The 13410-nt window shown below is 62.6% G+C and carries 7 protein-coding genes and 2 tRNA genes; 6 read left to right on the forward strand and 3 right to left on the reverse strand.

What is annotated here, in order from left to right; translation table 11 throughout:
• Positions 1–61 precede the first annotated feature (61 nt).
• The 3 genes from lon (at position 62) to CAP37_RS06850 (ending at position 2817) form a co-directional block, all read left to right on the forward strand.
• Positions 62–2494: an endopeptidase La gene (gene lon, locus CAP37_RS06840; protein ID WP_086123486.1), complete on the forward strand. Its 2433-nt coding sequence runs from the start codon at positions 62–64 to the stop codon at positions 2492–2494.
• Positions 2495–2594: 100 nt separating this feature from the next.
• A tRNA-Gly gene (locus CAP37_RS06845) sits at positions 2595–2670 on the forward strand.
• Between the two features lie 73 nt (positions 2671–2743).
• A tRNA-Cys gene (locus CAP37_RS06850) sits at positions 2744–2817 on the forward strand.
• A 9-nt stretch (positions 2818–2826) separates the two neighbouring features.
• Here the strand turns inward: CAP37_RS06850 and folD are convergent.
• The 3 genes from folD to CAP37_RS06865 form a co-directional block, all read right to left on the reverse strand.
• Entirely contained in the window at positions 2827–3678 is an 852-nt protein-coding gene (gene folD / locus CAP37_RS06855; RefSeq protein WP_086123487.1) for a bifunctional methylenetetrahydrofolate dehydrogenase/methenyltetrahydrofolate cyclohydrolase FolD, read from the reverse strand.
• A gap of 82 nt (positions 3679–3760) precedes the next feature.
• Positions 3761–4387: a response regulator transcription factor gene (locus tag CAP37_RS06860; RefSeq protein WP_086123488.1), complete on the reverse strand. Its 627-nt coding sequence runs from the start codon at positions 4385–4387 to the stop codon at positions 3761–3763.
• The gene (locus tag CAP37_RS06865; RefSeq protein ID WP_086123489.1) at positions 4384–6939 is read right to left on the reverse strand and encodes a PAS domain-containing sensor histidine kinase; all 2556 of its coding nucleotides are present in this window, start codon (positions 6937–6939) and stop codon (positions 4384–4386) included. Before CAP37_RS06865 ends, CAP37_RS06860 begins: the two co-directional genes overlap by 4 nt.
• A gap of 171 nt (positions 6940–7110) precedes the next feature.
• Here CAP37_RS06865 and aceE point away from each other — a divergent pair, with 171 nt between their 5' ends.
• The 3 genes from aceE to lpdA are packed head-to-tail and all read left to right on the forward strand — an operon-like array spanning position 7111 to position 13363.
• Entirely contained in the window at positions 7111–9822 is a 2712-nt protein-coding gene (aceE, locus tag CAP37_RS06870) for a pyruvate dehydrogenase (acetyl-transferring), homodimeric type (protein WP_086123490.1), read from the forward strand.
• A 16-nt stretch (positions 9823–9838) separates the two neighbouring features.
• Positions 9839–11506, forward strand: a complete 1668-nt coding sequence (gene aceF, locus CAP37_RS06875) for a dihydrolipoyllysine-residue acetyltransferase (RefSeq protein WP_086123491.1) — start codon at positions 9839–9841, stop codon at positions 11504–11506.
• Between the two features lie 9 nt (positions 11507–11515).
• Complete coding sequence (gene lpdA / locus CAP37_RS06880; RefSeq protein ID WP_086123492.1) at positions 11516–13363, forward strand: dihydrolipoyl dehydrogenase; 1848 nt, start codon at positions 11516–11518, stop codon at positions 13361–13363.
• Positions 13364–13410: the final 47 nt, after the last annotated feature.

The raw sequence follows: 13410 nt of genomic DNA on the forward strand, positions 1-13410 counted from the left end.
GCGTCCGTCCGGTTGAGATCGCGCGCACCCACCCCATTTACCCGTTTTAGTCGAGGTTGCAATGTCCGGACAAACCCCTTTGCCCAGTTCGCCGGTTGAACTCCCGTTGCTGCCCCTGCGCGACGTGGTGGTCTTCCCGCACATGGTGATTCCCCTGTTCGTGGGTCGCCCCAAAAGCATCAAGGCGCTCGAAGCCGCGATGGAATCCGAGCGCCGCATCATGCTGGTGGCGCAGAAGGCCGCCGCCAAGGACGAGCCTTCCACCGACGATATGTTCGAGATGGGCTGCGTGGCCACCATCCTGCAGATGCTCAAGCTGCCCGATGGCACCGTGAAAGTGCTGGTCGAGGGTGTGCAGCGCGCCAAGGTGCTCGACATCCGCGATGGTGAAACCCACTTCGTGGCCAGTGTCAGCCCGGTCAATGCAGGTGCCGACAAGCCGGAAACGCCGTCCAACGAACTCGAAGCCCTGCGTCGCGCCGTGATGCAGCAGTTCGACCAGTACGTCAAGCTGAACAAGAAGATCCCTTCCGAGATCCTCACGTCCATCTCCAGCATCGACGATCCGGGTCGTCTGGCCGACACCATTGCGGCCCACCTGCCGCTCAAGCTGGAGTCCAAGCAGGTCGTGCTCGATCTCGACCCGGTCAACAAGCGGCTGGAAAACCTGTTTGAACAACTCGAGCGCGAGGTCGACATCCTCAACGTCGACAAGAAGATCCGTGGCCGCGTGAAGCGCCAGATGGAGAAGAACCAGCGCGATTTCTACCTGAACGAACAGGTCAAGGCGATCCAGAAGGAGCTGGGTGAAGGCGAAGAGGGCGCCGACATCGAAGAGATCGAGAAGAAGATCAAGGCCGCCAAGATGCCCGCAGAGGCCCGCAAGAAGGCCGATGCCGAGTTCAAGAAGCTCAAGTTGATGTCACCCATGTCGGCCGAGGCCACCGTGGTGCGCAACTACATCGATGCGCTGGTGGCGTTGCCCTGGAGCAAGAAGACCAAGATCAAGCACGATCTGGCGCACGCCGAGGCCGTGCTGAACGAAGACCACTACGGTCTGGAAAAGGTCAAGGACCGCATCCTTGAATATCTTGCAGTGCAGCAGCGCGTGGACAAGGTCAAGGCGCCCATTCTTTGCTTGGTCGGCCCACCCGGTGTGGGCAAGACTTCGCTGGGGCAGTCGGTGGCCAAGGCCACTGGTCGCAAGTATGTGCGCATGGCGCTCGGCGGCATGCGTGACGAAGCGGAAATCCGCGGGCACCGCCGCACCTACATCGGCGCGATGCCTGGCAAGGTGCTGCAGAGCCTGTCCAAGGTGGGCACGCGCAACCCGCTGTTCCTGCTCGACGAGATCGACAAGCTGGGGACCGACTTCCGTGGCGATCCCTCGAGCGCTCTGCTGGAAGTTCTGGACCCTGAGCAGAACCACACCTTCGGCGATCACTACGTCGAAGTGGACTTTGACCTTTCCGACGTGATGTTCGTGGCGACTTCAAACTCCATGAACATTCCACCGGCCTTGCTGGACCGCATGGAAGTGATCCGCCTCTCGGGTTACACCGAAGACGAGAAAGTCAACATTGCCATGCGTTACCTGCTGCCCAAGCAGCTGAAGAACAACGGGCTGAAAGAAGGCGAGCTTGAAGTGTGCGAGGAAGCCGTGCGCGACGTCGTGCGCTACTACACGCGCGAAGCTGGCGTGCGTTCGCTTGAGCGAGATCTCTCCAAGATCTGCCGCAAGGTGGTCAAGGGTCTGCTGCTCAAGAAGTACACGCCCACCGTGGTGGTGAACGCCGACAACCTCAGCGAATTCCTGGGTGTGCGCAAGTACAACTATGGTCGCGCCGAAGCACAGAACCAGGTGGGTCAGGTCGTGGGTCTGGCCTGGACCGAAGTGGGCGGCGATTTGCTCACCATCGAAGTTGCCATCATGCCGGGCAAGGGTGTCATCACCCGCACCGGTTCGCTCGGTGATGTGATGAAAGAGTCGGTTGAAGCGGCACGCACTGTGGTGCGCAGCCGGGCCCATATGCTGGGCATCAAGGACGAGCAGTTCGACAAGCGCGACATCCACATTCACGTGCCCGATGGCGCCACGCCGAAGGACGGCCCCAGTGCCGGCGCCGCCATGACCACGGCGCTGGTTTCGGCGATCACCGGCATACCGGTGCGGGCCGATGTGGCCATGACCGGCGAGATCACGCTGCGAGGCGAGGTCACGGCCATCGGTGGCCTGAAAGAGAAGCTGCTGGCGGCACTTCGCGGTGGCATCAAGACCGTGATCATTCCGGAAGAGAACGTGAAGGACCTGGCCGAGATCCCCGACAACGTGAAGCAGGGCCTGGAGATCGTGCCGGTGAAATGGATCGACAAGGTGCTTGCCATTGCGCTGGAGCGACTGCCTGTGCCACTGACCGAAGAGGAGGTTGCTGCGCAGATTGCGGCTGCTTCCGTCCGCACGCCGGCGCCGCATCCAGATGCGGTCAAGCACTGATTCAGAAAATGAAACCGGGCTTGAAAGAGGCCGGTTTTTTACGCTATAATTTCGGTTTCCGGCAAGCACTGAATCAACGCAATGTGAGCCGAGAAAGAATGCGGGAATAGCTCAGTTGGTAGAGCGCAACCTTGCCAAGGTTGAGGTCGCGAGTTCGAGTCTCGTTTCCCGCTCCAGATTTAAAAAGGGAAGCTCTGCTTCCCTTTTTTGTCAGAGTTTCAGCTCAGCGCTCCACGCGCCGAGCCTGATGGCGCGATAGCAAAGCGGTTATGCCCCGGATTGCAAATCCGGTTAGTCCGGTTCGACTCCGGATCGCGCCTCCACAAATCCTCTCAAGCCAGCTGCCGCTCCGCCGCCTGCAAGGTGTTGACGAGCAGCATGGCGCGTGTCATGGGGCCCACGCCACCGGGCACCGGTGTGATCCAGCCGGCCACTTCCTTCACCCCTTCAAAGTCCACGTCGCCGCAAAGCTTGCCTTCGTCGTTGCGGTTCATGCCGACGTCGATCACCACCGCGCCGGGTTTGACCATGTCGGCGGTGAGCACGTTGCGCTTGCCTACGGCGGCAACCACCACGTCGGCCTGCAGCGTCATGGCCTTCAGGTCTTGCGTCGCACTGTGGCATATGGTCACGGTGGCGTTCTTTTGCAGAAGCATCAGCGCCATGGGCTTGCCGACGATGTTGCTGCGGCCGATCACCACCGCGTGTTTGCCTTTGAGGTCGTAGCCGATGTCCTCGAGCATCTTCATGCAGCCGTACGGCGTGCAGGGCCAGAAGCCGGGTTGCCCGACCATCAGCGCACCGGCGCTGGAGATGTGAAACCCATCCACGTCCTTGGCCGGCGCGATGGTTTCAATGACCTTGCTGGCATCCATGTGCCGGGGCAGCGGCAGTTGCACCAGGATGCCGTGTACCGCCGGGTCGAGGTTCAGCGCCTCGATGCGGGCGAGCAATTCGCCCTCGGTCATGCTGGCGGGGTAGCGCTCCAGCGTGGCCTGCAGGCCGGTTTCGGTGCTGTCGTTGACCTTGTGCTTGGTGTACACCTGGCTCGCCGGATCTTCACCCACGAGGATGATGGAGAGGGCGGGCACGACGCCTTTTGCCCTGAGCGCGGCGGTGCGGCCGGCCACTTCGGCGCGGATCTTCCTGGAAAGCGCATTGCCATCGATCAGTTGAGCGGTCATGTTGAAGAATCAGAAGAGGTTGAAAACAGAAACGCCCGCCGGAAAAGTGGCGGGCGTTGTGAAGAAGAATTTCAGCGTGTGATCAGGCTTTGGCGGGCGTTTGTCCCAACGCAATCTTGAGCAGATCCGCAACGGTGTTGGCACCCAGCTTTTCCATGATGTTGGCGCGATGGGCTTCCACCGTCTTGATGCTGATGCCCAGGTCGTCGGCGATCTGCTTGTTCAGCCGACCCGCCACGATGCGTTCGAGCACCTGCGCTTCGCGGCTGGTGAGCTTGGAGAGCAGGGCGTCCCGGCTGACGGCTTGCTGGTGCGTGGCGAAGGCCTCTCGGGCGTGTTCGAGCATGCGCTCGACCAGGGCCACAAGCTGGTCTTCCTTGAATGGTTTCTGAATGAAGTCGAGCGCGCCCTTCTTCATGGACTCCACCGCCATGGGCACGTCGCCATGACCCGTGATGAAGACGATGGGAAGGGGTGACTGGCGTTCGATGAGGCGGTCCTGCAGTTCCATGCCGGTCATGCCACCCATGCGGATATCGGCAATCAGGCAGGCCACTTCGCGAGCGTCGTAGCGGCTCAGGAAGGCTTCTGCAGATTCGAAGCAGCGCACCCGAAAGTCCTTGCCTTCGAGCAGCCACTGAAGTGAGTCGCGCACCGCCTCGTCGTCATCGACCACGTAGACACTGCCTTTTTTGGGGATCAAACTCATCTCGCTCTTTCTGTGTCCGTCAGCGGCTCTGTGGCGGGCCCAGCCGCGGTGCTGTGGTTCTGCAGCCGCGAGACCACGGGGATCCAGAAGCTGAAGCAGCAGCCCACCACCTCTTCGCCATTGTAGATGTTCTGCACCTGCATCCTCCCATGGTGCGATTCGACGATGCTGCGGCACAGTTTGAGACCAATGCCCATACCCTCGCTCTTCGTGCTGTAGAAGGCCTCGTAAATTCGCTCGATCATTTCATCGGGAACACCATTGCCCGAATCACGCACGGAAAACTCAACCACATCCTGATCGTCCAGATGCCGGGGGCCGACGCGAAGTTCCACGTAACGCTCGCCCGGCAGACGACCCGCCTGCGCGATCGCCTCACCCGCGTTTTTGAGCAGGTTGATCAGCACCTGCTCGATCAGGATGGGATCGACCATGAGATTGGGCAGCCGGGCGGCCACGTAGGGCGAGAGGCGAACCTGGTGGCGGCGCAACTCGATGTCTGCCAGCTCGATGGCGTTGTTCACCATCTGGGCAACGTCGGACAGCGTGGGGTTGGGCTCGCTGCGCTTCACGAAGGCGCGGATGCGCTGGATGATCTGCCCGGCGCGCTGGGCCTGCCGGGAGGTTTTTTCCAGCGCGCCCAGCAGTTCGTCCGGGGTGATCCGCTGCTCCTGAAGGCGGGAGATCATGCCGTTGCAATAGTTGGTGATGGCGGTGAGCGGTTGATTCAGCTCGTGGGCCACACTGGAAGCCATTTCGCCCATGGTGATGAGGCGGCTCGCGGTCTGGGCACGCTCGGCCTGGCGGGATGCCTGTTCTTCCGCGAAGCGTCGGGGCGTGATGTCGCTGGCGATCACCATCTGCGCCAGGCGTCCGTCGACCCAGGTCAGATAACGCGTGCGCACCTCCAGCCAGCGGTCGAGCTCTTCCACGAACACCTCGGCGTTCTCCGCGCCCGCATCGGTCAGCGTCTCGGTGGGCATGCCTGCAAAGGCGTCCACGGCATCGCCGTCGTCCGGGCTGGGCGAGGGCTGGTTGCCCGCGAGGTCGACCAGATGACGGTGGCCCAGGCCGCGCGTGCCAAACCACAGCCGGTACATCTTGTTGGCGAACAGCATCTCGTCGCTGCCAAGGGGCGCCACCGACACCGCGGAGTCCAGCGATTCCAGCACGGTGGTGAAGCGCTCGTAGGAGGCCGAGAGTTCCTCGCGAATGCGCTTGGGCTCGGTGATGTCAGTCATCGAGGTCATCCAGCCGGTCTGATGGCCTTTGGGGTCGATCAGCGGCGAGACGTACATGCGCGCATCGAAGATGCTGCCGTCTCGCCGGCGCACGCGCACTTCGAAGCCGCCCGGCGTGGAGCGCCCGCGAAGCTCGTCTTCAAGCCGTGCGGCGAGCTGGTCGTGGTCTTCTTCGGGCCAGTAGGGAAAGGGCGCCGTGCGACCCACCAGCTCGCCTTCGGTCCAGCCCGTCATGGAGCAAAAGGCCGGGTTCACGTAGGTGATGCGCCCCTGCATGTCCAGCGCACGCATGCCCGTGAGCATGGAGTTTTCCATGGCGCGCCGGAAGTTGGTTTCGGCCATGAGGGCTTGCTGGGCCTGCACGCGTCGCCGGGTGTGGCGCCAGGTGCCCAGCAGCATCCACACGGTAAGGGCACTCAGGGCGCCGATCACCCAGAAGAAACCGCTGCCCACGATGTCCTGCGAGGTGCGATAACCCTGCGCCTTGAGAATCAGTCCGTTGCCCACCGGGGACACCGGCACTTCGTGCTCCAGAGGCGGGTTGGACCAGGGCAACAGGCGCAAAACCGATTCGGGCGCTTGCAGGCTGCCGGCGAGCACGCGATCGCGGTCGTCCACCAGAGCCACGGCGTAGCGCGCCATGATCTCCGGCGGGATGCCAAACCGCATGAGTCCGTCGATGGAATACTCGCCCATGATCGTGCCGGAGAAACGTCCCTGCTCGCTCAGCGGCACGTGCAACATCAGCGTGGCGTTGCGGGCATCTTCACCAAAGGGGCGGGAGTACACGGGCTGGCGCAGGTCGCGCGCCAGTTCAAATGTGCCGTCGGTCTCGCCCGGGGAAAGGGTGCTGCCCACCGCGCGAGTCAAGGCCACGGGCGCGCTGGGCGAGGCGTAGCTCGCCTGCACATTGCGCCGGCCATCAATCCAGCTGATCGCCAGCATCTCGGGAAACTGGCTGACCAGCGACTCGACCTGGAATTTGAACTCTTCGCTCTCGATTTCCTTGTTGCTCACCTCGCGCGCCAGACGCATGAGCTGCTCCTGCCGTTCCAGCAGCCGCAGCCGAAGCCGCTGCTGGGCGTACTCCACATCCCGCGTCACGGCTTCCTGTTCACGCTCCAGTTCCTCATAACGCAGGTAAGTGATGGCCACCACGATGGCCGAGAGGAACAGCAGCACCGCCAGCAAAGGCGCGAGCGTGGCGAAGCGGTCCTGTCGAGAGGGGGGGAGGCGGCGCCACCAGCGTTTCCACCACGCTGCCTGTGCGGGCGGCCGGTTCGATGGGGTCGGGGACGGCAGCGGGATCATGAATGCCCGAAGTCTACGTGAGAGCAGCCCGAATACCCTAGGCTGGCATCCGTATGATCTCGTAATATGAAATCTTTACGCACATATTGAAATTGAAAACCATTTGTGGAAAAATCCGTGACACTGCGGATAGACCTCCGTAAGCTCGATTCAAACCAACAGGAGACAAGAATGTCAGCGAACGACGCTCTCAAAGGCCAGGTTGCCGGGGATGTGGACGCCCAGGAAACCCGCGAGTGGATGCAGGCCCTGGCCGCCGTGATTGAGCGCGAGGGCCCCGAACGGGCGCACTTTCTGCTTGAGCAACTTCTGGAAGAAGCTCGCCAGCACAGCATCGACCTTCCTTTCTCGGCCACCACCGGCTATGTGAACACCATCGAGCCCAACCAGGAAGAGCGTTGCCCCGGCAACATCGAGATTGAAGAGCGCCTGCGCGCCTACATGCGCTGGAACGCAATGGCCATGGTCGTCAAGGCCAATCGGCACAACCCCGAAGACGGCGGTGACCTGGGCGGTCACATCGGTTCCTTTGCCTCGCTGGCGCACATGTTTGGCGCCGGCTTCAACCATTTCTGGCACGCCGAGAGCGAGAACCATGGTGGCGACTGCCTCTACATTCAGGGTCACGTGTCGCCCGGCGTGTACGCCCGCGCTTACCTGGAAGGCCGCCTGACCGAAGAGCAGCTGCTCAACTTCCGCCAGGAAGTGGATGGCAAGGGTTTGTCGAGCTATCCGCACCCCAAGCTCATGCCCGAGTTCTGGCAGTTTCCCACCGTCTCCATGGGCCTGGGTCCACTGATGGCGATCTACCAGGCGCGTTTCCTGAAGTACCTGCACGCGCGCGGCATCGCCAACACCGAGAACCGCAAGGTCTGGGTGTTCTGCGGTGACGGCGAGATGGACGAAGTCGAATCGCTGGGCGCCATCAGCCTGGCGGCGCGCGAAAACCTCGACAACCTGATCTTCGTGGTGAACTGCAACCTGCAGCGTCTGGATGGCCCGGTGCGCGGCAACGGCAAGATCATCCAGGAGCTCGAAGGCGAGTTCCGTGGTTCCGGCTGGAACGTGATCAAGCTGCTGTGGGGCAGCGAGTGGGATTCGCTGCTGGCGCGCGACAAGGACGGCGCGCTTCGCAAGATCATGATGGACACGGTCGACGGCGACTACCAGGCCTTCAAGGCCAACGACGGTGCCTACGTGCGCAAGCATTTCTTCGGCCGCGACCCCAAGACGCTGGAGATGGTGGCCCACCTCAGCGACAACGACATCTGGAACCTGAAGCGCGGTGGTCACGACCCGCAAAAGGTCTACGCCGCGTACCACAAGGCGGTGAACCACAAGGGCCAGCCCACCGTGCTGCTGATCAAAACGGTCAAGGGCTTCGGCATGGGCAAGTCGGGCGAGGGCAAGAACACGGTTCACCAGACCAAGAAGCTCACCGACGAAGACATCAAGATCTTCCGCGACCGTTTCAATCTGCCGATCCCGGACAGCGAACTCTCCAAGATTCCGTTTTACAAGCCGGCCGACGACACGCCGGAGATGCGCTACCTGCACGAGCGTCGCAAAGCACTGGGCGGGTATTTGCCCAAGCGCCGGGTGAAGGCCGATGAGAGCTTCACGGTGCCTTCGCTTGAGACCTTCAAGGCCGTGCTGGAGCCCACCGCCGAAGGTCGCGAGATTTCCACCACCCAGGCCTATGTGCGCTTTCTGACGCAGTTGCTGCGTGACCAGGCACTGGGTCCGCGCGTGGTGCCCATTCTGGTCGACGAGGCACGGACCTTCGGCATGGAAGGCCTGTTCCGGCAGGTGGGCATCTACAACCCGGCCGGCCAGCAGTACACACCTGTCGATAAAGACCAGGTGATGTACTACAAGGAAGACAAGGCTGGCCAGATCCTGCAGGAAGGCATCAACGAAGCCGGTGGCATGAGCAGCTGGATCGCCGCAGCCACCAGCTACAGCACCAGCAACCGCATCATGGTGCCGTTCTACGTGTACTACTCCATGTTCGGTTTTCAGCGCATTGGCGATCTCGCCTGGGCGGCGGGCGACATGCAGGCGCGCGGCTTCTTGCTGGGCGGCACCTCCGGGCGCACCACGCTCAACGGCGAAGGCCTGCAGCACGAAGACGGCCACAGCCACATCCTGGCCGGCACCATTCCGAACTGCATCAGCTACGACCCGACCTTTGCGCACGAGGTCGGCGTGATCCTGCACCACGGCTTGAAGCGCATGGTGGAGAAGCAGGACAACGTTTACTTCTACCTCACGCTGCTCAACGAGAACTACGCCATGCCCGGCCTGCAGCCCGGCACGGAAGAGCAGATCATCAAGGGCATGTATTACTGCAAGCAGGCGCCAGCGCTCAAGAAGACCGCGCCGAGCGTTCAACTGCTGGGCAGCGGCACCATCCTGCGCGAGAGCATTGCTGCGCAGGAGTTACTTGAAAAAGACTGGGGCGTGAGTGCTGGTGTGTGGAGCTGCCCGAGCTTCAACGAGCTGGCTCGCGATGGGCAGGATGCCGATCGCTGGAACCTGTTGCATCCCACCGAGACACCCCGCGTGCCTTTCGTGGCGCAGCAATTGAGCGCAACCACGGGCCCGGTGATCGCTTCCACCGACTACATGAAGAACTACGCGGAGCAGATCCGCCCCTTCATTCCGAAAGACCGCACCTACAAGGTGCTGGGCACCGACGGCTTTGGCCGCAGCGATTTCCGCAGCAAGCTGCGCGAACACTTCGAGATCAACCGCCATTACGTCGTGGTGGCTGCGCTCAAGGCGTTGAGCGAAGAGGGCAAAGTGCCAGTGGCCAAGGTGGCCGAGGCCATCAAGAAATACGGCATTCAGGTCGACAAAGTGAACCCCCTCTACGCCTAACCCGGAGACAAAGAACATGGCACTGATTGAAGTGAAGGTCCCGGACATTGGGGATTTTGATGAGGTGGCGGTGATCGAGCTGCTGGTGAAGGTGGGCGACTCCGTCAAGGCGGAGCAGTCGCTGATCACTGTGGAGTCGGACAAGGCTTCCATGGAGATTCCGTCCAGCACAGCAGGTGTGGTGAAGGAGCTCAAGGTCGCGCTGGGCGACAAGGTGAAGCAGGGCTCGGTGGTGCTCGTGGTCGAGGCGGCGGGTGAAGCCGCTGCCGCACCGGCGCCAGCAGCTCCAGCGGCGCCAGCTCAGGTTGCTGCTCCTGCGGCGGCTCCGGCCCCAGCGACTCCGGCCGCTGCGCCGGCCGCTGCGCCGGCCGCCAGTGGCCCGGTCGAGGTGCGCGTGCCCGATATTGGCGACTTCAAGGACGTCGCCGTCATTGAAGTGCTGGTCAAGCCCGGCGACAAGATTGCGGTCGAGCAAAGCCTGATCACCGTCGAATCCGACAAGGCGTCGATGGAGATTCCTTCTTCTGCCGCTGGCGTGCTGAAGGAACTCAAGGTCAAGGTCGGAGACACGGTCAACATCGGTGATCTGCTGGCGGTGCTCGAAGGCGCCGTGGCGGCGTCTTCTGCACCCGTTCGGGCTGAGCCCGTCGAAGCCCCTGCCAAGGTGCAGGCGAGCCCTTCGACAGGCTCAGGGCGAACGGAAGTGGCGCCTGCCGCTGCCGAACACAACCCGACCGCCACCACCACCGTGGGCCTGCCTCACGCCTCGCCTTCCGTGCGCAAGTTCGCGCGCGAACTAGGGGTGCCGCTCGATGAAATCAAGGGCAGCGGTCCCAAAGGGCGCATCACGCAGGAAGACGTGCTCGGCTTCACCAAGGCCGTCATGACAGGTTCCACGCAAACGAAGGCGCAGGCTGCCAAGGCCTCGTCCGGCGGTGCTGAAGGTGCTGGTCTGGGCCTGATTCCCTGGCCGAAAGTGGACTTCGCGAAGTTCGGACCGATCGAACGCAAGGAGATGGGCCGGATCAAGAAGATCAGCGGCGCCAACTTGCTGCGCAACGCGATCATGATCCCGGCGGTCACCAACCACGACGATGCCGACATCACCGATCTCGAAGCGTTTCGCGTTTCCACCAACAAGGAAAACGAGAAGAGCGGTGTCAAGGTCACCATGCTCGCCTTCCTCATCAAAGCCTGCGTGGCCTCGCTCAAGAAATTCCCTGAGTTCAACAGCTCCATCGACGGCGACGCGCTGATCTACAAACAGTACTGGCACATCGGCTTCGCGGCCGACACGCCCAATGGCCTGATGGTCCCCGTGATCAAGGACGCCGACAAGAAGGGCGTGCTGCAGATCAGCCAGGAAATGGGTGAACTGGCGAAGAAGGCGCGGGAAGGCAAGCTGAGTCCGGCCGAAATGAGCGGCGCCACGTTCACCATCTCCAGCCTCGGCGGCATTGGTGGGCGTTACTTCACGCCCATCATCAACGCGCCCGAGGTGGCCATTCTGGGCGTGTGCAAGAGCCAGATGGAACCCGTGTGGGACGGCAAGGCTTTCCAGCCGCGCCTGATGCTGCCGCTCTCGTTGACCTGGGACCACCGGGTGATCGATGGCGCGGCCGCCGCGCGCTTCAACGCCTACCTGGGCCAGATCCTCGGCGACTTCCGTCGCGTTCTTCTTTAAGGCATGGCGATGGCACTGATTGAAATTCAGGTTCCGGACATCGGGGACTTCGACGAAGTTGCGGTGATCGAGCTGCTGGTCAAGCCCGGCGACACCGTCAAGGCGGAGCAGTCGCTTATCACGGTGGAATCCGACAAGGCGTCGATGGAAATACCGTCTTCGCACGCAGGCGTGGTCAAGGAGCTCAAGGTCCAGCTCGGCGACAAGGTCAAGCAGGGCAGTGTGGTGTTGACGCTGGAAGCGGCCGAGGGCGCGACTTCCGCGCCGACGCCCGCTGCTTCGCCGGCAGCGCCCTCACCTCAACCCGCGGCGGCGAGCGGAAAAGCGGGTGAGCCTGCCGCTGCTGCACCTGCGGCGGCCAGCTTTGGTGGCAGTGCCGACCTCGAGTGCGACGTGCTCGTGCTCGGTGGTGGCCCCGGCGGCTACAGTGCGGCTTTCCGCGCTGCCGACCTTGGTCTCAAGGTCGTTCTGGTGGAGCGCTACGCATCGCTGGGCGGCGTGTGCCTGAACGTGGGCTGCATTCCTTCCAAGGCCTTGCTGCACGTCGCTGCGGTGATGGACGAAGTGAGTCACATGGCCGACCTCGGCGTGGCCTTCGGCAAGCCGGAGCTCGACATCGACAAGTTGCGCGGCCACAAGGAAAAGGTCATCGGCAAGCTCACCGGCGGCCTGGCGGCCATGGCCAAGATGCGCAAGGTCACCACCGTGCGCGGCTACGGCGCCTTCGTGGGGGCCAACCACCTGGAAGTGGAGGAGACCACGGGCGCGGCGCAGGAGAAAACCGGCAAGAAGCAGGTGATCGCCTTCAAGAAGGCCATCATCGCGGCCGGTAGCCAGGCCGTGCGCCTGCCCTTCATGCCCGAAGATCCGCGAGTGGTCGACAGTACTGGCGCGCTCGCACTCAAGGAGGTGCCCAAGCGCATGCTGATTCTGGGCGGCGGCATCATCGGCCTGGAGATGGGCACGGTCTACAGCACGCTCGGCGCGCGCCTGGACGTGGTGGAAATGCTCGACGGACTGATGCAGGGCGCCGATCGCGACCTGGTGAAGATCTGGCAGAAGATGAACGCCAAACGCTTCGACAACATCATGCTCAAGACCAAGACGGTGTCGGCCAAAGCCACGCCCGAAGGTATTGAAGTGACGTTTGCTGCGGCGGAAGAGGGCGGCACGGCCCCTGCGCCTCAAACTTACGATCTGGTGCTTCAGGCCGTGGGCCGCAGCCCCAACGGCAAGAAGATCGCGGCCGACAAGGCTGGTGTGGCCGTGACCGATCGCGGCTTCATCAATGTCGATATTCAGATGCGCACCAACATGCCGCACATCTTTGCCATCGGCGACATCGTGGGTCAGCCCATGCTGGCGCACAAGGCGGTGCACGAGGCGCATGTGGCGGCCGAAGTGATTGCGGGCGAGCTGCAGGGCAACAAGGAGCTGGCCAGTGCCGCCTTCAATGCGCGCGTGATTCCCAGCGTGGCTTACACCGACCCCGAGGTGGCCTGGGTGGGCCTCACCGAAGACCAGGCCAAGGCGCAAGGCATCAAGGTGAAGAAGGGCTTGTTCCCCTGGAACGCCTCTGGCCGCGCCATTGCCAACGGGCGCGACGAAGGGGTGACCAAGCTGCTGTTCGACGACTCGCCTGAGGCCCATGGGCACGGCAAGATTCTGGGCGGCGGCATGGTGGGCACCCATGCGGGCGACATGATCGGTGAGATCGCTCTGGCCATCGAGATGGGCGCAGACGCAGTGGACATCGGCAAGACCATCCACCCGCACCCTACGCTGGGCGAGAGCATCGGCATGGCGGCTGAAATCGCGCACGGAAGTTGCACCGACGTGCCACCTCAGCGCAAGTAGCGCGCTCAAGCCACCAATGACAAACCCGGCCTCAGCCGGGTTTGTTT

The organism is Hydrogenophaga sp. IBVHS1, assembly GCF_002127265.1.
In the GTDB taxonomy this organism is placed as follows: domain Bacteria; phylum Pseudomonadota; class Gammaproteobacteria; order Burkholderiales; family Burkholderiaceae_C; genus Hydrogenophaga.

What these genes read in the sequence shown, in the direction of transcription:
- lon (WP_086123486.1), top strand. Translation starts at nt 62, where the DNA reads ATGTCCGGACAAACCCCTTTGCCCAGTTCGCCGGTTGAACTCCCGTTG.
- folD (WP_086123487.1), bottom strand. Translation starts at nt 3,678, where the DNA reads ATGACCGCTCAACTGATCGATGGCAATGCGCTTTCCAGGAAGATCCGC.
- CAP37_RS06860 (WP_086123488.1), bottom strand. Translation starts at nt 4,387, where the DNA reads ATGAGTTTGATCCCCAAAAAAGGCAGTGTCTACGTGGTCGATGACGAC.
- CAP37_RS06865 (WP_086123489.1), bottom strand. Translation starts at nt 6,939, where the DNA reads ATGATCCCGCTGCCGTCCCCGACCCCATCGAACCGGCCGCCCGCACAG.
- aceE (WP_086123490.1), top strand. Translation starts at nt 7,111, where the DNA reads ATGTCAGCGAACGACGCTCTCAAAGGCCAGGTTGCCGGGGATGTGGAC.
- aceF (WP_086123491.1), top strand. Translation starts at nt 9,839, where the DNA reads ATGGCACTGATTGAAGTGAAGGTCCCGGACATTGGGGATTTTGATGAG.
- lpdA (WP_086123492.1), top strand. Translation starts at nt 11,516, where the DNA reads ATGGCACTGATTGAAATTCAGGTTCCGGACATCGGGGACTTCGACGAA.